Source organism: Pseudooceanicola sp. DL12 (genome assembly GCF_056270665.1).
In genome coordinates this window covers 436,954-463,706 of sequence record NZ_CM149884.1, presented here as the reverse complement: position 1 = coordinate 463,706, position 26,753 = coordinate 436,954, and the positions used below count along the sequence as shown (strand labels likewise).

The following is a 26,753-nucleotide window of genomic DNA, read 5'->3' as shown; positions in this document are numbered from 1 at the left end:
TCGTCCTTCAGAGGCTCAGCCCCAGGCCCATTTCCTGCGCGCGACGCATCAGCCGCGCGGCCAGTGCGATGTCGAAGATATTCAGCCCGAAGCTTGAGAAATAGATCGAGGCGCCGGCCTCCGGGCGCCAGCCGTCCAGCAGGATTGCCGGCAGATCGGCGGCCACGCGGTCCGGCGCGAAGCGGCCCGCCCGGTACATCTGGAACAGGCTCTTGGCGCTGGTTTCGGCAAAGGCGCCCCAGAGGTCGCAGGTGACGTGATCGAAGGCTTCGATGGCGTCGAAGGAGACCTCGTGGAAGCCGATCTGCAGCACCAGCTGCCCTGGCCAGATCGCATCGTCGAAGAGCACCGGCTGAGGCGCCGAGGTGCAGGCGAGAACCGCCTGCGCGGCCCGTGCGGCATCGCCGGCACTTGCGTGATGCACCACCTGCAGCGCCTCCGGCAGTTTCAGCCCAGCCACGTCGGGCAAGGAGGTACCCGAGCGGGACCACAGATGCAGCTCACGCAAGCCGGGAAACAAGGCCAGGCACATCGCCAGGTGCATCCGGGCCTGCGCCCCGCTGCCCAGGATTGCCACCCGCCGAACATCGGGGCAGAAAGCCCGCATGACCGCCCCCGATACGGCCGCCGTGCGGACCCGCGTCAACATCGCGGAGTCGGCGATGCCCATGGGCAGACCCGTTGTCAGATCATCAAGCACGGTGCGGGACGTGATTGCCTCGCCGCCTTCGGGCGCCTCGGGGCGATGGACCGTCCACTTGATCCCGGCCGCCGCGAAACGCCCGTCGACACGGGCCGGCAAGCCGTAGCCCTTTGCGCGCGGATCCTCGCCCAAGGGCAGCACGCTCTCCGCGACCATCTCGGCCGCTCCGCTGCGTAGCAGGGCAATCGCGTCATGCACATCGGCCAGCGCCGCGTCCCAGTCCATGGCACCCGCGCGTATCAGGTCCTTTGCGGTCAGGTAGATCCCGGTCATGTCGCCATCTCCCTGAGCCAGATATCCACCGAACGGATGAAGCGGCCAAACCCCTCCACCGTCAGGAATTCGTCGATGCCGTGGGCATTGCCGCCCCGCCCCGCGCCACCGATCAGGAAGCTCTCCGCATGGGGCGCGAAGGCATGGCCGGGGGCAGACCCGATGGCCCAGGGCCAGACCTGCGGCGCCTCGGACGTTTGCCCATAAGCGCTGAGCAATGCCGTGGCGCCGGCACTCGCCAGCGGGAAGCGCACCCCATGCGAGATCGCGCCCTGCTCCAGGCTTACGCCTGCCAGCGCCGGATCCGAGGCAATCTCCCGGCGGAAGGCATCGAGGTAACTCTCCGGGCTCAGCCCCGGCGGCGTCCGGAGATCAAAGATTGCCTCGGCCCCGGGTGGGATCACCGCACTGCTGCCGCAAGGCTCTGTGCGGATCGAGGAGATATTCACCGATGCCGTCCGCAGGACACGGCGCAAGAGCGCCTCGGCGTCCCCCGCAACCGCATAGCGCTCGGTCGTCCGGAAGCGCAGCTCCGCGGCCGGATCGAAGCCCTGGGCCAGGGTCGCGACAAGCGCCAGGGCCTCTGCATCGAGCTCGATTTCATCGAGCTTGCCGGTCGCGCCGCCTCCGAAACGCGCAAGCGCATCCACGAGCACACGGGCCGGGTTCGCGATCCAGGGCGCGTTGCTGGAATGAATGGCAGTTTGCGGGCCGCCCCATGCACCGCCCCGCACGGAGATCCGCCCCTTGGCCATACCGGAAAAACCGAGATAGACGCGCGGTGCGCCGCCGCCATATTCGCACAATGACGGGAAGAGCCCGCCACGGCAGGCCGGCAGGGGACAATCCGGCGCCGCAAGATAGGCCCTCATGCCAGGCGAGCCGATTTCTTCCTCGCCGTCGATCAGGATTTCCACGTTGACACCGAGCTGCTCCCTGCGCTGCAGGTCGCGTAGCGCGATCAGCATGCCGGCCAGCGGGCCCTTGTTGTTCTCGGCACCACGCGCCACGAAGACATCGCCGATGCCCTCCATGGTGCTGAAGCCGCCCTGCCAGGGATCGACACGCCACCCCTCAGCCGAGGCCGGCATGACGTCGTACATGTTGTAGAGGATCACGGTCTGGGCCGCGCCGACGTCAAGTCTGGCATGGATCACCGGCGGTCTCGCATAGGGGCCGCGCCCGGCAGGTGCGATGATCTCTGCGCCAAGCACACGGGCCAGCCAGCCCAGCAGGTCGTCGACCTGCATCGCGATCCCCTCGGCATTGCCGTCATGGGACGGGATGGCGCACCAGCGCGCCGTCAGGGCAAGGGCATCATCCAGGGCTGTCACGGCTGGCTCCTTACAGGCGGATACGCGGGTTCAGCCACATATAGGCCACATCGACGAGGAAGTTCGCCACCACGAATACCGCCGCCGAAAAGAGAACGACCGCCTGCACGACCGGGAAGTCGCGGTTCTGGATCGCTTCGACCGCAAGTCGCCCGATACCGGGCCAGGCAAAGATGATCTCGGTCACCAGTGCGCCGCCCAGCAGCGAGGCCAGGTACATGCCCTGCAGCGTGATCACCGGGATCATCGCGTTGCGCAGGCCGTGACGCACCACGATACGCCATTCCGTCAGGCCCTTGGCCCGCGCCGTGCGGATGTAGTTCTCTCCCAGCACGTCGATCAGGCTGGACCGGACAAGCCGGGTGATCGCCGAGAGATAATAGGCCCCGAGGGCGAGCGACGGCATGATCAGCTGTTGCCAGCTGCCATAGCCGCTGGACGGCAGCCAACGCAGGTTCAGCGAGAAGGTGATGATCAGCACCAGCGACAGCCAGAAAACCGGCACTGCCTGCCCGAGGAGAGAGATGACACGGATCACGAAATCGATCGGACGATCCTTGCGAACTGCGGCAATGGCCCCCAGCAGAAAGCCCAGAAGCGAGGACCACACCAGGGCCGAGAGCGCCAGCAGCGCAGTGGCGCCGATGCGTTCCCAAAGCAGATCCATCGCGGGGCGCTGATAGCGCAGCGAGTCGCCGAAGTCGCCGTGCAACGCATTGCCGAGGAAGCGGCCGTACTGCACGATGATCGGATCGTTGAAGCCCATGGCCTCGCGGAAATTGGCGATCTCCTCGGCGGAGGAATCCGGGGCCATCATCAGCGTTGCGGGGTCCCCCGTCAAGAAGAGGGCAAAGAAGACCAGCGCCGAGACGCCAAGCATCACGATCAGGCCCTGCACGAAACGGGAGAGGAGGAAATTGAAACCCTTCATCGTCAGGATACCTTGCTTTCCGCCCGGCGAACGAGCCAGTCGCCCAGCAGGTTGCAGCCGATCACCAGCATGCCGATGATGATCCCGGGATAGAGGACGAGCCAGTTCGCGATCAAGATGAAGGCGCGGCCCTCACCGATCAGATTGCCCAGCGTCGGCGTGGGTGGTTGCACGCCCAGTCCGAGAAAGCCGACGGAGGCCTCCAGGATGATCAGACGCGGCAGATCGAGGGTAAGAAGAACTGTCTGAGGGCCGATGATGTTGGGCAGCACGTGACGAAAGATGATGCCCATGTCCGACAGGCCAATGGCCCTTGAGGCATCGATGTATTCAAGTTCGCGCACTTCCAGCGTTCGCCCGCGGGCGACCCGGGCAAAGATGGCCCAGCCTGTCAGGCCCATGATGACGATCAGGTTGGTCATACTGGGGCCGAGAACGGCCACGAAGAGCAGGATCAAAAGAATGAAGGGCACGGCAAGCTGAATATCGACCAGCCGCATCAACACCGCATCCACCCAGCCGCCGTAGTACCCGGCGATCATCCCGAGCGCCGTCCCGATGACGACGGAGATGGCCGCGGCCAGCAGGACGACCCCGAAGGAAATCATCGTGCCGAGGCCCAGCCGGGCGAGCAGATCCCGCCCGAGCTGGTCTGTTCCCAGCGGATGAAGCGTACCGTTCACCACGCTCATAGGAGGTTTGAACGTTGCCGTGATGTCCCCCCTGACCGGATCGAGCGGCCATAGAAGGGGCACCAGGATACAGAACAGGACGGCCCCGACCAGGAAGAGGATTGCCAGGGCCGCGTCTTCGTTACCGCGCAAACGTCCAAGCAAGGGATCAGTCCCGCGTGATCTCGAAGACCGGGATCCGGGCATCCGGACGGCCTTCAAAGTGCACATCGGGGGCTTTGCCCATCAGCTTGTCCTCCTGGTAGAGCGTGATCAGCGGCACCTGTTCCGTTGCCAGGTCCTGGATCTTGTACAGGATTTCCTCGCGGGCGTCCGGGTCAACCGTCGATCGGCTTTCGTCCAGCAGCGCATCCAGCTCGGGGATGTCGGCACCGGAGTATGGTTCGCCGGATTTCATGATCGCGTAGATCGCCGCATCCGCGTCGAGGGTCTGGGTCGAGCCCCAGCCCAGCATGTAGATCGGGCCTTCAAAGGGCACGTTCTGGGTGTAGACCGACCATTCCATGACTTCCTGGTTCACGTTCAGGCCGATGTCCTCGAATTCCTGCGCGATGAATTGCGCCACTTCGGCGTTTTTCATGTAGCGGAATGACGACTGCATGGTGATGTCGAACCCGTCGGGATAGCCTGCCTCGGCAAGCAGCTGCTTTGCCAGTTCCGGATCGTAGGTCGGAACCGGAACGTCCTTGTAGCCGAAGTCGGCCGCGCCGACCTGTGTGCCTTTCGGCGTGGCCAGACCCTGCAGCAGGTTCGCCGTGATGCTTTCGCGGTCGATGGCGTGATCAAGCGCCTGACGCACCTTGACGTTGTCCAGCGGCGCCTTGTCCATGCGCAGGCCGAGATAGATCGTCAGGCCACCGTTCTTGACCTGCACGAGGTCGGCATCCGGCGATTGCTGCAGCAGCGGAACCAGGTCCACCGGCACGTCCTCGATCAGGTCGACCTCGCCGGTCATCAGCGCGGTGATCCGGGCGGTGCTGTCGGGGATCGGGCGCCAGGTGACAGTCTTGATCTCCGGCGCGCCGCGCCAGTAGTCCTCGTTGGCTTCCATCGTCACGCGCTCGTCGGGCACGAAGTCGACGAACTTGTAGGCGCCTGTGCCAACGGGGTGGCTGGCAAAGTAGTCGCGGCCATGTTCCTCGATGTACTTCGGCGGAACGATATAGGTGGGATAGCGGCTCATTCGGGTCGGCAGCAGGGGATCCGGGCCGTCGGTCTTGATACGAACGGTCAGTGGATCGACCACCTCGACGCTTTCGATGGTACGGATGTAGGAGATCGTCGGCGCGTTGTTGTCGGGGTTCAGAACGCGGTCGATCGAGAATTTCACGGCTTCTGCGTCGAAGGGCTCGCCGTCGTGGAAGGTCACGCCGTCACGCAGCTTGAATTCCCAGGTAGTGTCGTCCACGGCCGTCCATTCGGTGGCCAGGCCAGGCACCAGATTCATGTCGTCGTCGCGCATCACCAGCGTGTCGAAGATATTGTCGACGATGGTGGCCGCTTCGCGGAGGAAGCCGGGGTCCATCGCATTGGTCGAGGCGGCACGACCGATCACGAGGGTCTCTTCCTGAGCGTGGACGACCGTCGCCGGCAGCGCCAGCGCAAGGCTGAAGGCGAGGGCGGAAATTGTCTTCATGGGGGTTCTCCTGCTGGAAATCATGAGCCCTGACCGGGCCTCTTCAGGGGTGTCCTTCACTACGGGACCTACGTCACAATATATCATATATTATGTCTTCACAAGATGCTCCGCCCGGCTAAAAGGTGTTAAGAAATTGCGAGGAGATTCTGGTGAGCATGAAAGCATTCAACGCCGCGCCGCGTAAAAGCCTTGTTTCGCACGTCGAACAACAGCTTCGGGATGCCCTGATCGAGGGCCGCCTGGAACCCGGCACCCGTCTTGTCACCAAGGAACTTGCCGATTCTCTGGGCATCAGCATTACTCCAGCGCGCGAGGCGCTCGTCCGTTTCGCGGCATCGGGGGTACTGACCGCCGAACCCGCAAGCTCTTTCCGTGTACCATACATGACCGAAGAGCGCGTTCGCGAACTCGGCGCCATTCGCAAGCGCGTGGAAGGTCTCGCAACGGAGACCGCGGCGCAGAAGATCACCTCGGTCCAGATCGACGATCTCGAACGGCGCGTGGCGGCCTATGTCGACGCCAAGATCACGCGAGATCCGCACGAGGCGCTGAAGGAGAACAAGGAGCTTCGCTTTGCGCTCTACAGTGCCGCCGACATGCCCACACTGCTGCAACTGATCGAAACGCTCTGGCTGCGCGCCGGCCCCGGTTTCAACTACATCTTCCCGGATCCCGGCTCTCGCGGCGCCAGCCCTACCGAACATGCGAATTACGCGGCCTTGATCGGAGCCTTGCGCCGCCGCGACTCGCTGGCTGCCGGCGAAGCCATCGGCAAGGCCATAGACGATGGCTCCGATCGCGTGATCGCCGCTCTGCGTGCCCGCGAGGCCAAGAGCGCCTAGGCCCTGCCGGGGACGCTCAGCAACTCGCGCATGTGCCGGCTCAGGCTGGCGCGAATGTCGCTTTGGGTTGCGGGCGATATGCTCCGTCCCGGTGCAAGAACCGAAATGGCCAGATCCCCGCCCCGCAGGCCACGCGCCATGGCGGGTACTGCCAGGCTGCTCACCTCTGTATGACCGGAGCGCCGCGACACAAGCGCCCAGCCATGATGCAGGTAGGCATCCAGCTCGGCACGCACGCCCTCCTCGGTCAGCCCCCATTCAGCGAAACGCGGGGCGGTATGAGACAGGATGCGGTCGCGGCTGTCCGCATCCATCTGTCCCAGCATCACGATACCGCCAACGCCCACGCCCAACGGCAGGCGGCCGCCAACCCCGTCGAACATGGCCGGCACGGTCGCGAACCCACTTTGCCAGTCGAGGCAGACCGTGTCGAAGCCGGCCCGCGCCATCAGATAGGTCGCAAGGCCGGTTTCGGCCGCCACCTCGATAAGCACCGGACGAAACAGGGCAACGCATTCGCTGACCCGCCGCGCCCGTCCAGCCATCGCGGGGATCGCGGGACCGAGGTGATAATTGCCCCGCCGCCCTGCCTGGGCGACGAGGCCGAATTCGGCAAGTGCGGTCACCGCGCGATGCACCGATGTCCGGCCATCGCCAAGCGCCTCGGAAAGGCCGGTGAGGCTCAGGCCATCGGCATCCGCCTCGCCGAGCGCCACGAGAATTCGTGCCGCCCGTGCCGCATTGGAGGATGACTTGCTGCCCGAGCCGTTCTCTGACACTGCGCGTTCCTTCTCAGCGCGCCGGGGTCCGCCCCGCGCGCGCATCCAGTTCCCTCAGCGCCGCTGGGCGCCCTTCCGGTGCACCATAGCCGCCGGCACCGGGGGTGATCACCTCGAAAATATCACCCCTGCGCAGATCGGCAGCACCGGAGAGATCGATCGCCCGGGGATCACCATTGATCAGGAAGGCGCCGCTCTTGCCCGGCATGCCACCGGCAAGGCCCCAGGCCCGCGAACTCAGGCGCGAGCCCATGATCTGGACCCGGCAGTCGCTCTCGGCTCGATAGACCCTATGTACGCCCATGCCACCAAGGTAGGTGCCGTCGCCGCCACTGTCGCCAGCAAGCTCGTAGCGCAGCAGGGTGATGGGATACTCGTTCTCCAACGCCTCCAGAGGAAGGTTCGACGTGTTCGTCATGTGCACCTGCACCGCGTCGAGGCCATCCTTCCCGGCCCGGGCGCCGGAACCGCCGGCGATGGTCTCGAGGTAGACCCACAGGCTGCCGTCGGCGCGCGTCCCGTTGAAGCTCGCCACGTGGACAGAACCACAGCTGGCCCCGGTCAACCGCTCCGGTACCACCTGAGCCAGGGCACCATGCACGAGGTCGACCACCCGCTGGCACGCACTGATGCGGCCATCCACGGCGGCAGGATGCGCACAGTTCAGCAGCGTGCCGGTCTCGGCCTCTACCGTCAGCGGCCGTGCAAGGCCGGCGTTCGGCAGGATCGTCGGGTCGATCACGGCCTTCACTGCGTAATAGACCGTAGCCAGCAAGCCGGTGTAGATCACGTTAAGCCCGGCGCGCACCTGCGGCGGACTGTCGAACCGCAGGGTCATCGCGTCGCCTGCCACGGTCAACTCCACCGACAGATCCATTTGCCCGTCGAGGCTCTCGCTCTCGTAGACATCGGCAAAGCGGTAGGTCCCGTCGGGAATGGCCGCGATTCCGGCACGCATCTTGCGCTCCGCGTAATCCATCAGCGCCGCCCCGGCGGCCAGAACGACATCGGTGCCGAACTTGGCACATAGCGCCTGCATCCGGATCACCCCAAGGCGGTTCGCCGCCATCTGCGCCCGCAGGTCGGAAACACGCTCTCCCGGCACTTGGCAGTTCAGCAGGAAGAGGCGCATGACCTCCTCCTGGCGTTCTCCGCCACGATAGAGCCGCACCGGAGGGATGCGCAGGCCTTCCTGGTAGATATGGGCATGGCCACGATCGGCAAAATCCGAGTGGTGCGCGGTGTTGATCGCCCAGCCGATCAGCCGCCCCCCTTCAAGGATCGGTTCGGCCATCACGATGTCGGGCAGATGCGTGCCGCCCCCGGCATAGGGATCGTTGCCGATGAACACGTCGCCCGGTTGCAGGCTCTCTGCCGGATAGGCCTCCAGGACCTTGGGCACGAATTGCAGGAAGCTACCGAGGTGCATCGGGATATGTTCGGCCTGGCACAGGATCGCGCCAGTCGCATCGCAGAGCGCCGTCGAGCAGTCGCGTCGCTCCTTGATGTTGGTCGAATAGCTGGCGCGTACCAGCGCCTCGCCCATCTCGTCTACGGCCGAGGCAAAGGCACTGCCGATGACCTCGACGGTGACGGGGTTCAGATCGGTCTCTTTTGTCATCACAGGCGCTCCAGGATGAGGGTCTTGTAGCTGTCCACGCGCGCGGTCATGTCCGGCGGCAGGACCGTGGTGGTATCCATCTGGTCGATGATCGCGGGTCCCGTGATCACGTTGCCCGGCTGCAGCAGGTCCCGATCATAGATCGGAGTTTCCACGAAGCCGCCTGCCTCGCGCATCCAGACCTCGCGGCTGCCGGACTGCGCGGCGCTGGCATCCGGCCCGGCATCGGGGAAGGCAGAGAGCCTGGCCTTTGGCACCTGCCCGGCTGCCGACAGGCGATAGGTCACCATCTGGATCGGCTCGCCCTCGGCCACGAAACCATAGAGCCGCTGATGATGCGCCAGGAAGCCCTCGCGCAGCGCCTCGAAGCTTTCCGCCGTGATCGGGCCCTCGGGCAGATCGGTGGCGATCTCGTAGTTCTGGCCCGCATAACGCAAATCTACGACCGCGCTCAGCTGCCGCGCCTCGGGCGCGATGCCCTCGTGCGCAAACCAGGCCTCGGCCTGGGCGCGCAGCCCGTCGAAGATCGCGGCAACATCGCTCGCCGGCGCCTCTTCGAGCAACATGATCTGAGTGGCACTGTAATCGGTGCGCAGATCGGTCATCAGCAGGCCCAGCGCGCAGAGAACGCCAGGCGTGCGCGGAATGATGATACGGTCCATCTCCAACTCGCGGGCAAGCCGCGCCGCATGTACCGGCCCGGCGCCGCCAAAGGCCACCATGGCATAGTCGCGCGGGTCATGACCGCGCTGCACGCTGATCAGCCGGATCGCCTTGGCCGTATTGGCCGTCACGATGTCGAGGATCCCGTCCGCGGTCTCCATCACGCCCATGCCCAGCCTGTCGGCCAGCCGCCGCACCGCCGCTTCGGCCAGGCCACGGTCGATGGGCATGCGCCCGTTCAGCAGGGCCACGGGGTTCTGCGTCTGCAGAACCACGTTTGCATCTGTCACCGTCGGCTCGTCGTTGCCGAGGCCATAGCAGGCAGGCCCCGGGTTGGCGCCGGCGCTGCGCGGCCCCACCTTCAGCAGACCGCCGTTGTCGACATAGGCGATGGAACCGCCCCCCGCCCCCACGGTGTGGATATCCAGCATCGGCGTCTTCAGCGGATAGCCATGCACCTCGGCCTCGCTCACCATCCGGCAGGTGCCGTCGCTCAGCAAGGCCACGTCCGAACTCGTGCCGCCCATGTCGAAGGTAATCAGGTTGCCGATCCCCGTCATGGCGCCGATGGCCTGCGCCGCGACCACGCCTGTCGAGGGGCCCGACAGCACCGTGCGCACCGGCATCTCTGCCGCCACATCAAAGCCCGTTACCCCACCGTTCGATTGCGTCAGCTGCGGCGCAACCGGCAGGCCGGCATTGCTCAGCTTGCCCTTGAGCGCATGGACGTAGCCACGCATTACCGGCCCGAGATAGGCGTTGACCACCGTGGTCGACAGGCGTTCGTACTCGCGAAACTCCGGCGCCACCTCGTGCGAAAGGGCCAGGAAAGCCCCGGGAAATTCCTCGCGCACAATCTCACCCGCACGTTTCTCGTGCTCGGACGACAGGAAGGAATAAAGGAAGCAGACAGCGATCGCCTTCACGCCTTCGGCTTTCAGCTCGCGTACTGCGGCACGCACGGCCATCTCGTCCAGCGGCACTTCCACGCTACCGTCCCGGCGCAGCCGTTCCGGCACCCCGATGCGCAACTCTCGGCTCACCAGCTCCTGGGGCTTGTCGGCCTGCAGGTCGTAGAGGTCGGGGCGTTTCTGCCGCGCGATAGCCAGCAGATCGCGGAAACCTTCCGTCGTGATCAGCCCGGTCTTTACACCGCGCAGCTGGATCAGCGCATTGGTGGCCACGGTCGTGCCATGTCCGAAGAAGCCCACGTCTCCCGGGGCTGCGCCCACCTGCGCGATCCCCTCTTCGAAGGCCTGCGCGATCCCTTGCGACGGATCTGCCGGCGTCGAGCTGACCTTCCAGATCACGACCTCGCCGTCGTCCTCGTTGAACAGGCACACGTCCGTAAATGTGCCCCCGGAATCCACGCCGATCCGCCATGCCATGTGATGTTCCTCATGTGCTCAGGTCTTTTGTTGCCCGATGTGGTGGCGCCTGAACTGTGCAAAGTCAAAATTTGATCCATTAAGTGGATCTAAATTTAAATCATTTTCCTATATTGAGAACAGTTAAGTCAATCGCATGGCGCCGGCTCGATTTCCGGAAAGAAGTTCCCCTTATGTTCCAGTCGCGCTAATCTGGGCGAAAAGAAGAGTCTCACACCACGGGCAGGACAGGCATCGGGCCAAATATGAAACAGGCGATAACGCCCCGGGCGGGCTATCTCGACAAGCTGAACGACAACCAGCGCGCCGCAGCGGAGTATGGCATCGACGGCAGCGACCTGCCCCCGCCGCTGCTGGTGGTCGCGGGCGCCGGCTCGGGCAAGACCAGCACTCTCGCGCACCGGGTCGCCCACCTGCTCGTCAATGGCGCCGATCCACAACGCATCCTGCTGATGACCTTCTCCCGCCGTGCCGCCACCGAGCTGACCCGTCGGGTCGAGCGCATCACCGCCCAGGCCATGGGCAACGGAATCGCCGCCGAGGCCCTTGGCTGGTCCGGCACCTTCCACGGCATCGGTGCCCGTATCCTGCGCGAGAATGCCCACTCCATCGGGCTGCACCCGGATTTCTCGATCCATGACCGGGAAGACAGCGCCGACCTGATGAACCTTTGCCGGCATGCCCTCGGCCTATCGCAGACCGACAGCCGCTTTCCCGCCAAGGGCACCTGCCTCTCGATCTATTCCCGCACCGTCAATTCCGAGGCGCCCCTGGCCGAGGTCCTTCGCGATCACTACCCTTGGTGCGCCGGCTGGGAGGCCGAGCTGCGCCGGCTTTTCGGCGCTTATGTCGCCGCCAAGCAGGCGCAGAACGTGCTCGACTACGACGATCTGCTGCTGGCCTGGTTCCAGGTCATGTCGGATGCCGAATTTGCCGCCCATATCGCAGCCGCCTGGGATTACGTGCTGATAGACGAGTACCAGGACACAAACCGCCTGCAGGCCCGCATCCTTCTGGCGCTGTGCCCCGATGGCCGTGGCCTTACCGTGGTGGGCGATGATGCCCAGTCGATCTATGCCTTCCGCGCCGCCACCGTACGCAACATCCTCGATTTCCCGGACCAGTTCTCGCCCGCCGCCGATGTCATCACCCTCGACCGAAACTATCGGTCCACCCAAACGATCCTCGAGGCAGCCAACGCCGTCATCGGTCTCGCCCGCGAGCGTTACTCGAAGGATCTGTGGACCGAGCGCACCTCTGCCGCGAAACCCCGGCTTGTCACCTTCGACACCGAGGCAGATCAGGCCCGCCATATCACCGACCGCATCCTCGAGGACCGAGAGACGGGCATCCGTCTCAAGGATCAGGCGGTTCTGTTCCGTACATCAAGTCACTCTGCCCAGCTGGAAGCCGAGTTGACCCGGCGCAACGTGCCCTACGTGAAGTTCGGAGGGCTCAAGTTCCTCGACAGCGCCCATGTGAAGGATCTGCTCTCCTTCCTGCGCCTCGGCCGCAACCCGCGCGACCGGGTCGCCGGCTTCCGCGTGCTTCAGCTGATCCCCGGGATCGGACCAAAGGCAGCCGGGCGCATTCTCGACGCACTCGATCTCGCGCCTGATCCCCTTGCTGCCCTGCCAGATATCGCCCCGCCCCCGCGCGCCGGCGCCGACTGGCCCGATTTCGTGGCCGCGCTTTCAGCCAGCACCGGTTGGCCCGGGGCGCTTTCGCAGGCCCGGGCCTGGTACGATCCCCACCTGGAACGGATGCACGAGGATGCAGAGGCCCGCCGCGCAGATCTACTTCAGCTAGAACAGATCGCGGCGACCTACCCTTCCGCAGAGGCTTTCCTCACCGAGCTCACTCTGGATCCCCCCGATGCCACCAGCTGCCAGGCCGGCGTGCCGCTCAAGGACGAGGACTACCTGATCCTCTCAACAATCCATTCCGCCAAAGGTCAGGAGTGGAAATCGGTCTTCCTGCTCAATGCCGTCGATGGCTGCATGCCCTCGGACCTGGGCACCGGCAGCTCGGCCGAGATCGAGGAAGAGCGCCGCCTGCTCTACGTCGCAATGACCAGGGCAAAAGACCACCTGACCATAGGCCTGCCGCTGCGGTTCTACGTCACCCAGCAAGCGCGCAACGGCGATCGCCACATCTATGCGATGCGCACCCGTTTCATCCCGAGAGAGATCCTGGATCGTTTCGAGACACAGCACTGGTCGCCCCTCCGCGCCCCAGGCCAGGCCACGGCCACCCCACCTGCGCCCATCAACGTGGCCGCTCGAATGCGGCAAATGTGGGGCTAGCGCCCCTCCGGCGCAAAACGGAACTCCGAAGCGCGCGCCTGGGTCTCGTCACGGATGAAGTCCGCCACCCGACGGATCCGGGCCAAGTTCCGATCCTCCTCGGCAAAGAGCAGCCAGTAGGTGCGGATGAAGGCGATCTCCTCCGGCAAAACAGGGATCAGGCCTCGTCCCCGTGTCATGAAACAGGGCAGCACGCCCAGCCCCGTACCGGCCAGCACCGCGTCACGCTGTGCCTGGACAGTGGCCGCGCGATAAGGCGTGCGAAGACCGGTCGTGATCTGTCTGTTGAAATCCAATTCTTCGGAGAAGAGTAACTCGTCGATATAGCCGACAAAGGGATAGGCCCTCAGCGCCTCGGGCCCCTCCGGTTCGGCGCCATCGAGCAGCGACGGCGCACCGTAGAGGCGCAGATCGTAGTCCATCAGCCGCTGCATCACCAAACGCCCGGTCTGCGGTCTGTCGAGACTGATCGCGATGTCCACGTCGCGGTTCCACAGCTTGTGCGCGGCAGGCAACGGGATCAGCTCGATCTCCAGCCCTGGCTCCGCCGCCATAAGCCCTGGCAGGAGCCGTGCCAGGAATGCCGAGCCAAAGCCGTCGGGCGCCCCGATCCGTACCCGTCCGGTCAGCTCTCCAGGCCGTTGCAGCAGGTCCAGAATGGCCTTGGCACGGCCCTCCATCTCCTCGGCCAGCGGCATCAGAGCCACACCGGCAGCGGTAGGACTCGCCCCCGCATCTCCCGGCTCAAAGAGCCGCCCGCCCAGCACCGCCTCAAGCCGTGCCAGCCGCCGTGCCACGGTGGTGTGACTCACCCCCATGCGACGCGCCGCCTGCGTCATCCGCCCCGTCCGCGCCACCTCGAGGAAGGCACGTACGTCGCTCCAGTGGAACTGCTGGTCCATCTTCCCTCCGACTGAACGAATTTGTGCAACGGGAGTGCGAAATCGTTCATTCCTGATCCTGCCCCGGAGGCCCTACCATGGGCAAGTCCCATGAGGAGCGGGACAAGGGAGGAAAGATGCAGGACTACGGAACCTACGATTACGTCATCGTTGGCGCAGGCAGCGCCGGCTGCGTGCTCGCCAATCGCCTCAGCGAGGATCGCGACACCCGCGTCCTGCTGCTCGAGGCCGGCAAGCGCGACAACTACCACTGGATCCATATCCCCGTCGGCTATCTCTACTGCATTGGCAATCCGCGCACCGACTGGGGCTACAAGACCGCCCCCTGCGAGGGGCTGAACGGACGCAGCCTGCTTTATCCGCGCGGCAAGGTGCTTGGCGGCTGCTCCTCGATCAACGGCATGCTCTACCTGCGAGGTCAGGCCGCCGATTACGACGGCTGGCGGCAGATGGGCCTTGCAGGCTGGGGCTGGGACGACGTGCTGCCCTATTTTCGCAAATCCGAGGACTACTTCTCCGGCGCGGACGACGCACATGGCGCGGGCGGCGAATGGCGTGTCGAGGAACAGCGCCTGCATTGGGAAATCCTTGATGCCTGGAAGCAGGCCGCCGTGGCCGCCGGCATCCCCGAGACCGATGATTTCAATCGCGGCGACAATTTCGGTGTCGGCTACTTCAAGGTCAACCAGCGCAAGGGCTGGCGCTGGAGCACGGCCAAGGGGTTCCTGCGTCCAGCGATGGAACGCTCGAACCTCACCGTCATGACCGAGGCCCAGGCCGAACGTTTAACCTTCGAGGGCACCCGCGCGACCGGCGTGTTGATCCGTCGCGAGGGCCAAACCGGAACTGTCACCGCCCGGCGCGAGGTGGTGCTTTCCACCGGTGCCATCGGAACGCCGCAACTTCTTCAGATTTCGGGTATCGGCCCCGGCGATCTGCTGCAGCAGAATGGCATCACGGTGCGCGCCGACATGCCCGGCGTCGGCGGCAACCTGCAGGATCACCTGCAGATTCGCTGTGCCTACAAGGTTACGGGCGCCCTGACGCTCAACACAATGGCCGCGACAATGTTCGGCAAGGCAAAGATCGGTCTGGAATACGCGCTGAAACGCTCTGGCCCCATGTCCATGGCCCCGAGCCAGCTCGGGGCATTCGCCTATTCCTCACCAGATGTCGCCACGCCCGATCTTGAGTATCATGTCCAGCCGGTCACGCTCGATGCCTTTGGAGAGGCCCCGCATACCTTTCCTGCGATCACCGCCAGCGTCTGCAACCTGCGTCCCGAGAGCCGTGGGCACGTGCGCATCATCTCGCCCGATCCCCATGCGCACCCCGAGATCCAGCCAAACTACCTCTCGACCGAGGGTGACAGGCTCACCGCGGCACGGGCGATTCGCCTGACCCGGCTGATCATGGAGCAATCCCCCATTGCGCAATTCGCCCCGGAAGAGTTCAAGCCCGGCCCCGCCTTTCAGACCGACGCAGAGCTTGCCGAAGGCGCCGGCCTTGCCGGTTCCACCATCTTCCATCCCGTCGGAACCGCACGCATGGGCCGCGATCCGGGCGCCGTCGTGGACGAACGCTGCCGGGTGCTCGGTATCGAGGGACTGCGCATCGCCGATGCTTCGGTCATGCCCGCGATCCCTTCGGGCAACACCAATTCCCCCACGATCATGATCGCGGAGAAGGCGGCTGACATGATCCGGGAAGACGCGCGTCAGCCCGCCCTGGCCTGAGCCGCTCCTCCCTCCGTGGCTCTCCCCCCGACACGGAAAAGCCCCGCCGGAACACTCCGGCGGGGCTCTTTTTCATGCAGGCGTCAGAATCACTCCGAGGCGCAGGCCCGGATCTTCTCGATGTCCGGGGTCGGCGGCGTGCGGCCCAGATTGTAGGGCGCCGAGGCATCGCGCCAGCTGGAGTAGTTCTGAATGTACTCGATCTGGCTCAGGTAGACCTGTGCAGAGGTCGGGCTCTCGCAGGCGACTTCCTCGATCGTGGCAATCGCGGCAGTCTGGATTTCGTCAAGCAGTGCGTCGTCATAGCGGATGATCTCCACACCGGCGTCCTGGAACTTGCCGTACGCGTCCGTGGCTTCCTTTTCCGTGAAGGCCAGGGACCACAGCAGCGTGGCATCCGCCGCGATCTTCAGCTTGTTCTGCACTTCCGGAGAGAGCGCATCCCAGCTGTCCTTGTTGATCATCACGCCGAAGATCGAGGCCGACTGGTGCCAGCCCGGGGTCGACCAGTAGTCGGTCACCTGCTGGAAGCCGCCGGACCAGTCGACGTTCGGGGTCGAGAACTCCGCGCCGTCGATCACGCCGCGTTCCAGCGACTGGTAGATCTCGCCACCTGCCATCGACACCTGGTTGCCGCCCAGCTTCTCGAGCAGACGCCCCTGTTCCAGGCCCGACAGGCGCAAGCGTTTGCCGGCGAGGTCTTCCTTGGTGCGGATCGGCTCGCGGGTATGGAAGCCGGATTCGTTGTTGGTCACGCCATAGGGCAGGTAGACCATGCCGAAACGGCCATAGACATCGTTGTAAATGTCCTCGCCGCCCCAGCCCTTGATCCAGTTCAGGTAATCGACGGCGTTGAACATGCTGACCGTGGTGGCCAGAGGCGAGAAGGCCGGATCACGGCCTGCCCAGTAGCCGGGCCAATCACCACCAGCCTGGATCGTGCCGCTCTCGACTGCACCGAAAACCTCGCCCGCAGGTACCAGCGAACCGCCCTCGTAGAAGTCGATGTTCAGTTCGTCGCCCACCAGCGCATTCGCGGTTTCCACGAAATGCTGGTCGATCTTGATCAGGTCCAGCGACGAAGGCCAGGTGGTGGTCATCGTCCAGGTGTCCTGCGCCACCGCGGGCAGGGCGCCAAGCGTCAGCACCGTCGCCAGCGCGGTGCCCTTCATCATGTTGCGTTTCATGGTTACTCCTCCATTTTCACGAAAAACAAGTTTGGGAATTGTCAGCCTCCGCTGCCACCATAGAGCGACTGCGGAAGCCAGGTGACCAGCCCGGGGAAGATGCCCAGGGCAATGCACATCACGATGATCAGGCCGATGAAGGGCAGCACGCCCAGCACGATCTGTCCGGTCGTAACCTCCTTTGGCGCAATAGCCCTCATGTAGAATAGGGCATATCCGAAAGGAGGCGTCAGGAAAGACGACTGCAGCACCACGGCCATCAAGACCACGAACCAGAGCTTGTCCACGCCGAGTTCCGCCACCACCGGAAGGAAGATCGGGAAGGATAGCAGCACGATGCCGGTCCAGTCGAGAAAGGCCCCGAGGATGAAGACGATGAACATCATCGTGGTGATCAGCATCCAGGGTTCCATCTCCAGCCCGCGCAGCAGCGCCTGGGTGGCCCGCAAACCGCCGGTGATGTTGAACACGCCGGTAAAGGCCGTGGCCCCCACGACAATGAACAGGATCATGGCCGAGGTCCGTGCCGTCTCGATCAGCGCCGAATAGATCGTCGGCAAGTGGAACCGCCCGCGGGCGATCACGATCAGCAACGACAGCAACACCCCGATCGCCGAGGCCTCCGTCGCCGTGGCGATACCTGCCAGCAGCGAGCCCAGGATGCCCAGGATCAGAACCAGCGGGGGCAGCGCCTCGATCAGCAGCATTTTCAGCAACTGGCCGCGCGGGATCCGTTCCTCTGCCTGCACCGAGGGAGCCAGGTCCGGACGGAAAACCGCCACGAAGAAGACGTAGACACCGTAGCTCAGCCCAAGCACCACGCCCGGGATCATCGAACCGGCAAAGAGTTCGCCCACTGACAGGCCCGAGTAGCTCGACATCAGGATCAACATGATCGAGGGCGGGATCAGCACGCCAAGACAGCCCGAGGCGGCGATAACACCCGTGGTCAGCGCCGGGCTGTAGCCGTACTGCAGCATCGGGCGCAGGGCCATCAGCCCCATCACGGTGATCGAGGCCCCGATGATCCCGGTTGTAGCCGCCAGCAGGATCGAAATGAAGACCACGGCCAGCGCCAGGCCACCCCGCACCGGGCTCATGAGCAGCCGCAGGGTCTCGAACATTCGGTCCGTCACCCCGGAATCCGACAGGAACCTCGCCATCAGCACGAAAAGCGGGATCGCGATCAGGGTGTAATTGTCCAGCACCTCGCCGAAGATGCGGTTGATGACGATGCCCAGCACCATCGGCTTGCCAGCCAGCAGCGCACCGAGCACGGCGGTTCCGCCCAGCACGAAAGACAGCGGGTGGCCCATGAACAGGCCGATGACAAGCATGCCGAACATGGCAAGCGCAACGGTTTCACCCGACATAGGCGCGCTCCTCCTTGTTCAGGACCAGCTTGATGAACTCCGCCACGCCCTGCGCCAGTAGCAGGCATGCGCCCACGAACATCGCCATCTTCAGAGGATAGACAGGCAGCTGCACCGAGCCATAGGTCGTCTCTCCCTGTTGCCAGGAGCGCAACGCGAATTCCCAGGACCGGGTCGCAAAGACCCAGGTGAACGGGAAAAAGAAGATGACATAGCCCAGACCTTCGGTGATGCGACGCCCGAGAGGTGGCAGCGCGTTCAGCAACAGGTCCACCCGCACATGTGCGCTATGCTTGAGCGCATAGCCGCCCAGCATGATGAAGTAGAACCCGAAGAGCTGCTTGGTTACGTCGAAGCCCCAGCGCGTGGGGCTGTTGAAGACGTAACGCATGGTCACGTCATAAATGATGATCAACGCGAAGAGGGCCGCCACCACGGCCACGACGCGTCCGACCCACTCGTTCACGCCGTCGACCACGGCCAGAACTGAATCGACTGCTTTCACTCTGCTTCCTTTCTGTCTCGCCTCGGAGACGCCCCCGGAACGGGCGCCTGATTGCCACGACGGATCTTGGCAAACCGCGGGCCCGCCTGATGGCGGGACAGATCGGAACCGGGGACCTCGGGCGAGACCGCAGGACGCGGTTCAGCCGATCGTCTTCCCTCCGTCAGCTCTCTGCGCACGGGCCCATGCAGGGACGCGTGACATCACGCGTGACTGTACGGGCGAGGACCCGGCCATGGGGCCGTTTCCCGACGCAAAGATGACTGATGGGCCTCCTCCCACGGTCCGCTCCCCCTCCCAAGGAAATGAACGTCTGTTCACCATCGTAAAGGAAGCTCTCTCATAGCGTCAACAATCAGAAACCACTTTATTGTTAGTTGCGTATTTCTACGTATGCCCGAGAGCGCGCCCTCCAACTCTCCCTCAGACCACCTCAGGGAAACCGCATTGAGGGGCGGCTTTTGCCCCCTCCACCGGATGGTTTTCCTCCGATGTCCCAGCGCGGACAATCCGCCCTGCGAATCGGCAGGCTAGAGCGGGCAGCCCCCATGGTTCGGCTCCGATCCGCTGCCCGATGAAGTGTCCAAATGGCTTGCCATGAGCGGCTGCGCTGGCAACAGTGTGATGGCCCCATCAGAGGATCCCCGCGATGACCGATCAGACAATCCGTCCCGCCCCCTTCCGCCGCCTTCACTCCACATTCTCCGTTGCCGTGATCGGCGCCCTCGCTCTCGCGGGCTGCGTCGAGGCAACCGGCACCCCGGCGCCCCAGCCTCAGATCCAGCCCCCCGCCCCGGCAGTGCCGCCGACAGTCACGACATCCTCCACCTCCGACCTGCCACTCTTCGGGGCCGGCTTTCGCAGCCCCGGCGACACCTGCCGCAGGGTCGGCGAAAGCGACTACACCAACCAGTTCCTCGACGATTCCGCGGATCTTGTCGGCTGCCCCCTCGACGTGAACCTGGATCTTTTTGCCTCGCAAACCGGAGGCAACGAGGTCGCGCGCCATCAGGGCTATGTCCTATACCGCGTGCCCCGCCGCTGACCGGGGCACGGTGGTCTCGCCCTTGCGCGTACTCGTCTCGGCCCCCTCGTCTTGGCGGGTGCCCGTGCCGGTGCTACATCCGGATCCGGCGCCGCGCGGCCTGTGCGGCACAGACCGTTCCCTTATCCTCCCCAAGGACCTTTCCATGACCGAAGAGACCGCCCGCCAGACCTGGCACGTGGATGTCGAGGGCTTTCCGCTCGACCTGCCCATCGTGCCGATCAATCCCGACTTTGCCATTTCCCTGATGATGGTGATCGACCTCGGCGTGAAATTCGGCGCACATGTCGGCGCGCACCTGGCCCGCAAGATTGCCCCTTTCAAACCCGACATCATTGTCGGCCCGGCCACCCTGGGCATTCCCGTCGCCATAGAGGTAACCCGCGCCCTCGGTCTTGATCGCTATGTCGTGCTGCAGAAGTCCCCCAAACTGCACCTGGCCGATGCATTGGTGCAATCTCTCACCTCGATCACCTCGAAGGGCGAACAGCGCATCCTGCTCGACCGCGCCGCGATCCCTCTGATCGAGGGCAAGCGCGTCGTAGTGGTCGATGATGTCGTGGCTTCAGGCTCCAGCCTGATGGGAGCACTGGATCTCGTGCGCCAGGCCGGCGGCAATGTCGTGGGCACCGGGGTGATCCTGACCGAGGCTCAGGACTGGCGCGAAACGCTGGGCGAGGACGCCGAAACGCTTGTCTCCCTCGCCCATATTCCCCAGTTCCGCCCCGACGCCGATGGCATCTGGCAGCCGATTCCCGGCAGCTGAGCCTCAGTGCTCGACCGCGGGCACACTTTCCGAAACTGCCTCCGGAACAACGACCGGTGTGCCCTTCGGCCGCGAACTGCCGATCAGGGTCACCAGGTCCCGTGCCGCCGCGACGAGGTTCACGCGCGGCGGCACCGCCACGTATACCGGTTCCCAGCGCGGGTCGAACTTGCTCTTGAAGCTGCGCAGCCCCTCGAAATTGTAGAATTGCCCGCCGTGGCGATAGATAAAGGCACCCAGGTGGGTGCTGAGCCGGGCGCCCTTGCGCGCGTCCAGTCCCGAGAGCGGCGCATTGCCAAGGCTGAACTCCTTCAGCCCCTCCGCCTTGTAGTGCAGCAACAGCTCGGTAAAGAGAAACTCCATCACGCCCGCAGGCGCGTCGTCGAGGTGCCGCATCAGGTCAAGCGCTCCACGCTCCCGACAGGCCGTCACCCAGAGATTGGCAAAGGCCACGATCCGGCCCTCGTGACGGATCACCGCGATCGGTGTCCGGTTCAGATAGGCCGGATCGAAGGCTCCGACCGAAAACCCCTTTTCACTGCCGGCCTTGGCACTCAGCCAGGCATCGGAAATCAGGCGCAATTCGGCCAGCAGCGGCCCCGCGTGGGGCGGTTGCAGCATTTCCATGCTCAGCCCGTCGCGCAGAGCCCGATTGTGCGTTGTCCGCAGACGCTTGCGGGCACTGCCTTCGAGGCTGAACTGCTGCAGGTCAACCACCGCTTCCTCGCCCAGTTTGTGCAGTACCAGGCCCATGTCGATCCATACCGGGGCGCTCTCGCCGGAAACGGCATAGAAGACCGGGCGCGCATTCGCGGCATAGGCGGCATCGTGAAACTCCCAAGCCAGCGCCGATGTCTCTGCGGGATCGCCCACGGGATCATGCAGGGCAACCCAGCTGCGCCCCTGCCCACGGTACATCAGGAAACTCCGCCCGCTCGGCGAGAAAAGCAAGGCCTTGTCCCCCGTCAGCGCCACGACAGCCTCGGGCGCCGGCTGCCCCGCCACGATCGCCGCGGCACGCTCAAGCGCCTCGACATCGGGCATCTGCTCGCTCAGGCGCGCCGGCCGCAGGGCATAGCGCAACAGCAGAAGGGCGATCACCACCAGCGCTACCAGTGTGGCGCGCAGGGCCCGCGGCGCCGTCTTGTCGGCCGCGAATTGCCACCACAGTTCCGTGCTGTAGGGTGTTGCCTTGTGCACGAAGAACAGCACGGCCATCAGAGTGCCCGCCATGCACAGGATCATCAGGCTCCACTGCAGGCTCAGCACGCCGCGCGTGAGCCGCGTGGCACGATAGAACTCTCGACGCGCCGGCAGCAGCACCAGCATCGCTGCCAGCAGTATGGCCGCTCGATCATAGTCGACACCATGGGCCAGGCTCGCCGCGGCACCGGCCCCCAGCGCGGCCATGGCCAGCCACCAAGCTCCCTCCAGCCGCCGCAGAAGTCCATGCGCAATCACCAAGAGGCAGGCGCCCAGCGCACTCGACAGGAGCGCTCCGCTCTCCAGGAACCCAAGGGGCAGGATCAGCTCCAGCTCTTCCGACAGGCCGGGGCTCGGCGGGATCAGCGAGGCGATCATCATGATCGCCCCGGAGAGGAAGACCATCGCGGCCATGGCAACGGGGATAAGGGCACTGACCGCGCGATAGACCGGTGTCATCACGCTCAACATCTTGTCGCCGGTCAACCGCAGCCGCAGCTCGGCCACCGCCATCAGCACCAGCGCCAAGCCGAAAGGCACGAGGTAGTAGATCATCCGGTAGAGCAGCAGCCCTGCTGCCGCTTCGCCGACCGAAACGTCATCCGGCAGCGCCGCGATGATGATGGTCTCGAAGACGCCGATTCCCCCCGGCACGTGCGAGATCACCCCAGCCATGACGGCCACGGCGAAAACCGGCAGGAATGCCGCGAAGTTGACGCCGTCGGAGGGCAGCAACAGGTAGAGAGTCGCGGCCGAGAACAACGTCTCCGTGGCTGAAAAGACGAATTGTCCGGCCATCAGGCCCGGCGTCGGCGCCATGATCGTGACACCGCGCACAGTCACCAGCGGCCCGCGCCGCATCCCAATCCCGGCGAGAACCGCGAGCATGATCGTGATCAGTCCGATGGCGATCCAGCGGATCAGGGACGGCGACCAGGAGAGCATCGCCCCGAGGGCGTGAGGATGCCAGGCCAATGCCCCGAGACCGATCAGCGTGGCACCGACCCCGAAGGCCACGGACCCGAAGACGGAAATCCCCGCGATATCCAGTGCCGAGAGGCCCAGCGCCGAATAGATACGATAGCGCACGGCCCCGCCGGTAACCGGCCCCGCGCCCACGGTATTGCCTATGGCATAGCCAAGGAAACCGCCCGTCGCAACCACGCGCAGCGGCAATACCTTGCCGATGTAGCGGAGCGCCGACCAGTCATAGCCGATCAGGGCGGCAAAACCGCCCACTGTGCAGAGCAGGGCAAGGCCGATGGTGCTGTCCGGGGTCGCGCGGACGGTTGCCATCACGTCCGAGAAATGTACTGGCGCTAGAAGACGGTAAAGCGCCCAGCTGCCCAGACCGAACATGAAAAGGATCACCGCGTAGGGCAGCCAGTGCCGTACCCGCGCTTTCACCTCTTCGAAATTCACCATTCCGCTGTCCTTCCCCCAATCGGGGCCGCCCCGCAACTGCAGCCGCCCCGATTTTCTCTCTCACATAAAGGATATGCCAATCAATCCTTTGCCGCACGTCCGGTCAGCGACCACATGCGGCGCAGGTCGAAATCCGTCATCAGGTGAGCCAGCCCCCCCATGCTGGCGTGCCCGATCAGGTAGACCCAAACCAGCGCTCCGAGGGTTTCGTGCAGTTCGATCGCGGACCGCGCCAGTGCCGGGGCGCTGGCGATCAGCACATAGAAGACCGTGCCGCTTGCGGCCATGACCGCGATCACCAACAGGCCCAGGCCGTGGACGGCAGAGGCCATCGCGGCCTCGTCCTCCACACCACCCTGACGGTGCGGCAGACGCCCTTGGCGAAGGGCCCGGCCATGCCGCAGAACGTCTCGCCAGAGTGCCGTCAGCCGCCGCCTCGACAGCCAGGGCAGCAGCGCTCCCAGAGCAGTGCCGCGACGACGCACCAACGTCCAGGCCCAGAACAGCAACACGACGGCAAAGGAGGCAAGACCCACGGCCTCGTGCAGATCGAAGAGCGAATTGCCTGGCTGCGCCGTCCGCGGTGGCATCATGCCCAGCGATGCGCCGAGCTGGATCATGACCGCCAGGGCCAACATACCGTGCAGAAGCCGGGTCGTCGCCCCGTGAGGAGATGCCCCGGAGCTGCCATCGTGGCGCGATGCGGAAGATTGGGAAGAGATGGCTGTGGCAGTGGTCGCGCGCCCTTTGGCGCCGGTAGGGACACTGGTCATGGCTGATGGTTTCCTCGAAAGCAGGCCACAGGATCATGGCCCCTTCCATCTGCATCCCACGCCTCGTCCTAGCCTGACCGGAAGGTTACGGTTATGCAATCTCACCGGAATTCAGGCCGAGAGAGGGATCGGGAAAGGCAATCGTCACGCACAGCCCCGAGACCTCGGGCGCGGCCCCGAGACCGTCCTGCAACGTCAGCCGGGCTCCATGCAGATCCGCGATGGCCTTGACCATCGCCAGTCCAAGCCACGACCCCGGTGTGCTCCGGCTCGTCTCGAGCCGAACCAGCCGGCGCAGCACATCCTCGCGCCGCGTCTCGGGAATGCCCGGGCCGGCATCGGCCAGGCTCAGCTCCCGTCCCGCCAAGCGTATCTGGATCGGCGCCCCCGGTGCGTGGCGCAGCGCATTCTCCAGCAGGTTCGCAATAAGCCGCGACAGCAGGTGTCGGTCACCGACGACCGGCGGCGCCCCCTCGGCAATCTCGCAGGTTAGCGTTGCACCGCTTTCCTCCACTGCCGGGGCATATATTTCCGCCATGTCCGACAACAGGGAGGTCAGATCAACCAGGCCGAACCCCTCACGCCCCTGCCCGCCTTCCAGCTGCGCGATCTGCAAGAGCGACTGGAAGGTACCGATGATCAGTGCCGTTTCACCCTGGACCGCTTCCAGTTCCGCACGGGCGTTTCCGGACAGCTCCGCCTCGCTCAGCCGCTCGAGGCGCACCGCAACCCGCTGGATCGGGGTCTTCAGATCATGGGCAATGTCCGATCCGATCTGGCGCAAGGCCTCGGTCGCGGCCTCTTGCGCCTCGGCCATTCGGTCAATGTCGCGCCCGATGTCCCCCAGGTCGGTGGCGGGATGAGGGCCCCCGACGCGCGCACCCAGGTTCCCGCCCGCCAGCGCATGCAGCGCCTCGCGGATCCGGCCGACACGTGCGGCCGTACGGCGCACTGCGATCCAGCCGATCCCCGAGGTCAGCAGCAAAGCAGGAATGAAACTGAACAGCAGGATGGCAAGGAAGATCTCGTTCAGCTCCGCCAGGCTCTCGCGACTGACAAGAACTGTCACCTCTCCATCCGTCAGCCTGCCCTTCTCGACAAGGTAACTCTCGGCCACATCGTCGTGCAGGCCCGTCCGGTGCCCGTACACAGGCCCCTCCTCCAGATCCTCGCGCGGAAAATTGGCCACGGTTTCGCCGTCGGAGGTCACCCTCAGTAGCAGGTGTTCCGTATCTGCAGCCTCGATGATTTCCTGGGCCCGTTCCAGCCGGTCGTCCGCCTCGTCGATGGCCTGCAGCTCGTCGATCACCTGCTCCGCGCGCGCTTCGAGATCATCGGACAGCGTCCGCCGCATCAGGCCATAGGCCGTGCCCAACCCCATCGCGAGAAAGATCGAAAAGACCGCGATCAGGACGAGCGTCAGCCGCAGTGGCGTGGAGTGGATGCACCGGAGGATCATTCCGCGACCCGATAGCCCGCCCCGCGCACCGTCTCGATCAATGCACTGTGGAAAGGCTTGTCGACCTTGGCACGCAACCGGCTCATGTGGCTCTCCACCACGTTGGTCTGCGGATCGAAATGGATATCCCATACGCTTTCCAGCAACATCGTTCGGGTCTGCACCCTGCCCTTGCGGCGCAACAGGTGCTCAAGCAGGGCGAACTCCCGCGGCTGCAGGTCGATCACCCTGCCGCTGCGGGTGACCCTGCGGGCCAGCAGATCCATCTCGAGGTCCTTCACGCGAAGTACCGTAGGCGCCTCGGTGGGCGGGGGGCGGCGCGCCAGAGCGTTCAGCCGCGCAGAGAGCTCGCCGAAGGCGAAGGGTTTCACGAGATAGTCATCGGCTCCCGCATTCAGCCCGTCGATCCGGTCCTCGACCCCGTCGAGCGATGTCAGAAGCAGGACAGGCACCGGGCGTTTCGAGGCACGAAGGGTGCGCAGGATCGCCATGCCGTCCACCCCGGGCACCATCCGGTCGAGCACCATCACGTCGTAGTGCCCGGCCATCGCCTGCACGAGCCCGTCACGCCCGTCGGAAAACAGGTCCACCACGTGTCCCTCCGCGCGCAGCCCGGTGGCTACGTAATCAGCAGTTGTCGGGTCGTCTTCGATCACCAGTATGTGCATCGATGTATTTCCGTTCCGCCTGTGCCCCGGGCCGGACGACATGCCTGCCGCCGGCCCGGGATCACTCACGTCATAGCGGGATCAGGGGCGCCTGTCAGTCGTCCCAGTCATCACGCTCCTGTTCGATCATCTCGGCGCTGCCATCCTCCGGACGCACAAACCAGGTCTGCACCCAGCCATCCTCGGCGGCGACCTCGACCTCGTAACCCCAGCTCCGGCTGCGATCGCGACGATCCCATTCCGCGGCGAGCGCCAGCCCTCCGGATTGCGCCTCGGCGGCGGCAATGGCCTGGCCGAGGCTCATCGCACTGGCCTGCTGGGCCTGCACTTCGGAGGAATGGTCGGTCATGGTCACATTCGTCGTGGCCCAGGCCGTGCCGGCCAGTCCGCAGCTCAGGGTCAGGGGCAGCAGTACGATACGTGTCAGCATGCGTTGCATGGGTCTCTCCTTGGTCATGTTCGGCGCGGGCGCAACGGCCCGCCGCATGACACCTATCTGGAGGGTCAGTCCTGCAACCGCCTGACCGGCGGATTGATTAT

General features: G+C 64.8%; 22 protein-coding genes. 5 read left to right on the top strand and 17 right to left on the bottom strand.

Annotated features, from left to right (window positions below; genetic code table 11):
• Positions 1-7: 7 nt before the first annotated feature.
• Genes AC0WR5_RS02205 through AC0WR5_RS02185 form a run of 5 tightly spaced genes read right to left on the bottom strand, consistent with a single transcriptional unit; the run spans position 8 to position 5,569 of the window.
• Entirely contained in the window at positions 8-976 is a 969-nt protein-coding gene (locus AC0WR5_RS02205) for a hypothetical protein (RefSeq protein WP_475866524.1), read from the bottom strand.
• Positions 973-2,310, bottom strand: coding sequence for a M20 family metallopeptidase (locus AC0WR5_RS02200; protein ID WP_475866522.1), 1,338 nt, complete (start codon positions 2,308-2,310; stop codon positions 973-975). Before AC0WR5_RS02200 ends, AC0WR5_RS02205 begins: the two co-directional genes overlap by 4 nt.
• Before the next feature lie 10 nt (positions 2,311-2,320).
• On the bottom strand, positions 2,321-3,241 hold the full coding sequence (locus AC0WR5_RS02195) for an ABC transporter permease (protein WP_475866520.1): 921 nt from the start codon (positions 3,239-3,241) through the stop codon (positions 2,321-2,323).
• Positions 3,242-3,243: 2 nt separating this feature from the next.
• Complete coding sequence (locus tag AC0WR5_RS02190; protein ID WP_475866519.1) at positions 3,244-4,077, bottom strand: ABC transporter permease; 834 nt, start codon at positions 4,075-4,077, stop codon at positions 3,244-3,246.
• Between the two features lie 4 nt (positions 4,078-4,081).
• On the bottom strand, positions 4,082-5,569 hold the full coding sequence (locus AC0WR5_RS02185) for an ABC transporter substrate-binding protein (protein ID WP_475866517.1): 1,488 nt from the start codon (positions 5,567-5,569) through the stop codon (positions 4,082-4,084).
• A 158-nt stretch (positions 5,570-5,727) separates the two neighbouring features.
• Here AC0WR5_RS02185 and AC0WR5_RS02180 point away from each other — a divergent pair, with 158 nt between their 5' ends.
• On the top strand, positions 5,728-6,414 hold the full coding sequence (locus AC0WR5_RS02180; RefSeq protein WP_475868866.1) for a GntR family transcriptional regulator: 687 nt from the start codon (positions 5,728-5,730) through the stop codon (positions 6,412-6,414).
• Here the strand turns inward: AC0WR5_RS02180 and AC0WR5_RS02175 are convergent.
• The 3 genes from AC0WR5_RS02175 to AC0WR5_RS02165 are packed head-to-tail and all read right to left on the bottom strand — an operon-like array spanning position 6,411 to position 10,865.
• The gene (locus tag AC0WR5_RS02175; RefSeq protein WP_475866516.1) at positions 6,411-7,193 is read right to left on the bottom strand and encodes an IclR family transcriptional regulator; all 783 of its coding nucleotides are present in this window, start codon (positions 7,191-7,193) and stop codon (positions 6,411-6,413) included. The genes AC0WR5_RS02180 and AC0WR5_RS02175 overlap by 4 nt on opposite strands.
• A 13-nt stretch (positions 7,194-7,206) precedes the next feature.
• Entirely contained in the window at positions 7,207-8,814 is a 1,608-nt protein-coding gene (locus AC0WR5_RS02170) for a hydantoinase B/oxoprolinase family protein (protein ID WP_475866514.1), read from the bottom strand.
• The gene (locus tag AC0WR5_RS02165) at positions 8,814-10,865 is read right to left on the bottom strand and encodes a hydantoinase/oxoprolinase family protein (protein WP_475866512.1); all 2,052 of its coding nucleotides are present in this window, start codon (positions 10,863-10,865) and stop codon (positions 8,814-8,816) included. The genes AC0WR5_RS02170 and AC0WR5_RS02165 overlap by 1 nt, the downstream gene beginning before the upstream one ends.
• A 245-nt stretch (positions 10,866-11,110) precedes the next feature.
• Between AC0WR5_RS02165 and AC0WR5_RS02160 the strand changes: the two genes are divergently transcribed.
• Positions 11,111-13,171 (top strand): ATP-dependent helicase, encoded by a 2,061-nt coding sequence (locus AC0WR5_RS02160; RefSeq protein ID WP_475866510.1) that lies wholly within the window; start codon positions 11,111-11,113, stop codon positions 13,169-13,171.
• Here AC0WR5_RS02160 and AC0WR5_RS02155 read toward each other — a convergent pair.
• Positions 13,168-14,073 (bottom strand): LysR family transcriptional regulator, encoded by a 906-nt coding sequence (locus AC0WR5_RS02155; protein WP_475866508.1) that lies wholly within the window; start codon positions 14,071-14,073, stop codon positions 13,168-13,170. The two genes, AC0WR5_RS02160 and AC0WR5_RS02155, sit on opposite strands and share 4 nt — an antisense overlap.
• Before the next feature lie 116 nt (positions 14,074-14,189).
• Here AC0WR5_RS02155 and AC0WR5_RS02150 point away from each other — a divergent pair, with 116 nt between their 5' ends.
• A complete protein-coding gene (locus AC0WR5_RS02150; RefSeq protein WP_475868864.1) occupies positions 14,190-15,809 on the top strand; it encodes a GMC family oxidoreductase in 1,620 nt (539 codons plus the stop codon).
• Between the two features lie 89 nt (positions 15,810-15,898).
• Here the strand turns inward: AC0WR5_RS02150 and dctP are convergent, their stop codons facing one another.
• From dctP to AC0WR5_RS02135, 3 genes are read right to left on the bottom strand one after another with little or no spacing between them, the layout of a single operon-like run.
• Positions 15,899-16,996, bottom strand: a complete 1,098-nt coding sequence (gene dctP, locus AC0WR5_RS02145) for a TRAP transporter substrate-binding protein DctP (protein WP_475866507.1) — start codon at positions 16,994-16,996, stop codon at positions 15,899-15,901.
• Between the two features lie 41 nt (positions 16,997-17,037).
• Entirely contained in the window at positions 17,038-18,369 is a 1,332-nt protein-coding gene (locus tag AC0WR5_RS02140; protein WP_475866506.1) for a TRAP transporter large permease, read from the bottom strand.
• Positions 18,359-18,874, bottom strand: a complete 516-nt coding sequence (locus AC0WR5_RS02135) for a TRAP transporter small permease subunit (RefSeq protein ID WP_475866504.1) — start codon at positions 18,872-18,874, stop codon at positions 18,359-18,361. Before AC0WR5_RS02135 ends, AC0WR5_RS02140 begins: the two co-directional genes overlap by 11 nt.
• A 649-nt stretch (positions 18,875-19,523) precedes the next feature.
• Between AC0WR5_RS02135 and AC0WR5_RS02130 the strand changes: the two genes are divergently transcribed.
• Both AC0WR5_RS02130 and AC0WR5_RS02125 read left to right on the top strand, forming a co-directional pair.
• Positions 19,524-19,919 (top strand): hypothetical protein, encoded by a 396-nt coding sequence (locus AC0WR5_RS02130; protein ID WP_475866502.1) that lies wholly within the window; start codon positions 19,524-19,526, stop codon positions 19,917-19,919.
• A 145-nt stretch (positions 19,920-20,064) separates the two neighbouring features.
• Positions 20,065-20,685 carry a phosphoribosyltransferase family protein gene (locus AC0WR5_RS02125; protein ID WP_475866500.1) on the top strand — a complete coding sequence of 207 codons (621 nt, stop codon included), beginning with the start codon at positions 20,065-20,067 and terminating at the stop codon, positions 20,683-20,685.
• Between the two features lie 3 nt (positions 20,686-20,688).
• Here AC0WR5_RS02125 and mprF read toward each other — a convergent pair whose 3' ends face one another.
• The 5 genes from mprF to AC0WR5_RS02100 form a co-directional block, all read right to left on the bottom strand.
• A complete protein-coding gene (mprF, locus tag AC0WR5_RS02120; RefSeq protein WP_475866498.1) occupies positions 20,689-23,313 on the bottom strand; it encodes a bifunctional lysylphosphatidylglycerol flippase/synthetase MprF in 2,625 nt (874 codons plus the stop codon).
• Between the two features lie 80 nt (positions 23,314-23,393).
• A complete protein-coding gene (locus AC0WR5_RS02115; protein WP_475866496.1) occupies positions 23,394-24,086 on the bottom strand; it encodes a cytochrome b/b6 domain-containing protein in 693 nt (230 codons plus the stop codon).
• 91 nt (positions 24,087-24,177) lie between these two features.
• Positions 24,178-25,545, bottom strand: coding sequence for a sensor histidine kinase (locus tag AC0WR5_RS02110; protein WP_475866495.1), 1,368 nt, complete (start codon positions 25,543-25,545; stop codon positions 24,178-24,180).
• On the bottom strand, positions 25,542-26,213 hold the full coding sequence (locus AC0WR5_RS02105) for a winged helix-turn-helix domain-containing protein (RefSeq protein ID WP_475866493.1): 672 nt from the start codon (positions 26,211-26,213) through the stop codon (positions 25,542-25,544). The genes AC0WR5_RS02110 and AC0WR5_RS02105 overlap by 4 nt, the downstream gene beginning before the upstream one ends.
• A 94-nt stretch (positions 26,214-26,307) precedes the next feature.
• Complete coding sequence (locus tag AC0WR5_RS02100; RefSeq protein WP_475866491.1) at positions 26,308-26,652, bottom strand: PepSY domain-containing protein; 345 nt, start codon at positions 26,650-26,652, stop codon at positions 26,308-26,310.
• Positions 26,653-26,753: the final 101 nt, after the last annotated feature.

Coding starts and splice junctions, on each gene's coding strand:
- AC0WR5_RS02205 (WP_475866524.1), bottom strand. CDS start 976: ATGACCGGGATCTACCTGACCGCAAAGGACCTGATACGCGCGGGTGCC.
- AC0WR5_RS02140 (WP_475866506.1), bottom strand. CDS start 18,369: ATGTCGGGTGAAACCGTTGCGCTTGCCATGTTCGGCATGCTTGTCATC.
- AC0WR5_RS02105 (WP_475866493.1), bottom strand. CDS start 26,213: ATGCACATACTGGTGATCGAAGACGACCCGACAACTGCTGATTACGTA.
- AC0WR5_RS02185 (WP_475866517.1), bottom strand. CDS start 5,569: ATGAAGACAATTTCCGCCCTCGCCTTCAGCCTTGCGCTGGCGCTGCCG.
- mprF (WP_475866498.1), bottom strand. CDS start 23,313: ATGGTGAATTTCGAAGAGGTGAAAGCGCGGGTACGGCACTGGCTGCCC.
- AC0WR5_RS02180 (WP_475868866.1), top strand. CDS start 5,728: ATGAAAGCATTCAACGCCGCGCCGCGTAAAAGCCTTGTTTCGCACGTC.
- AC0WR5_RS02155 (WP_475866508.1), bottom strand. CDS start 14,073: ATGGACCAGCAGTTCCACTGGAGCGACGTACGTGCCTTCCTCGAGGTG.
- AC0WR5_RS02160 (WP_475866510.1), top strand. CDS start 11,111: ATGAAACAGGCGATAACGCCCCGGGCGGGCTATCTCGACAAGCTGAAC.
- AC0WR5_RS02100 (WP_475866491.1), bottom strand. CDS start 26,652: ATGCAACGCATGCTGACACGTATCGTACTGCTGCCCCTGACCCTGAGC.
- AC0WR5_RS02110 (WP_475866495.1), bottom strand. CDS start 25,545: ATGATCCTCCGGTGCATCCACTCCACGCCACTGCGGCTGACGCTCGTC.
- AC0WR5_RS02115 (WP_475866496.1), bottom strand. CDS start 24,086: ATGACCAGTGTCCCTACCGGCGCCAAAGGGCGCGCGACCACTGCCACA.
- AC0WR5_RS02195 (WP_475866520.1), bottom strand. CDS start 3,241: ATGAAGGGTTTCAATTTCCTCCTCTCCCGTTTCGTGCAGGGCCTGATC.
- AC0WR5_RS02130 (WP_475866502.1), top strand. CDS start 19,524: ATGACCGATCAGACAATCCGTCCCGCCCCCTTCCGCCGCCTTCACTCC.
- dctP (WP_475866507.1), bottom strand. CDS start 16,996: ATGAAACGCAACATGATGAAGGGCACCGCGCTGGCGACGGTGCTGACG.
- AC0WR5_RS02150 (WP_475868864.1), top strand. CDS start 14,190: ATGCAGGACTACGGAACCTACGATTACGTCATCGTTGGCGCAGGCAGC.
- AC0WR5_RS02170 (WP_475866514.1), bottom strand. CDS start 8,814: ATGACAAAAGAGACCGATCTGAACCCCGTCACCGTCGAGGTCATCGGC.
- AC0WR5_RS02125 (WP_475866500.1), top strand. CDS start 20,065: ATGACCGAAGAGACCGCCCGCCAGACCTGGCACGTGGATGTCGAGGGC.
- AC0WR5_RS02165 (WP_475866512.1), bottom strand. CDS start 10,865: ATGGCATGGCGGATCGGCGTGGATTCCGGGGGCACATTTACGGACGTG.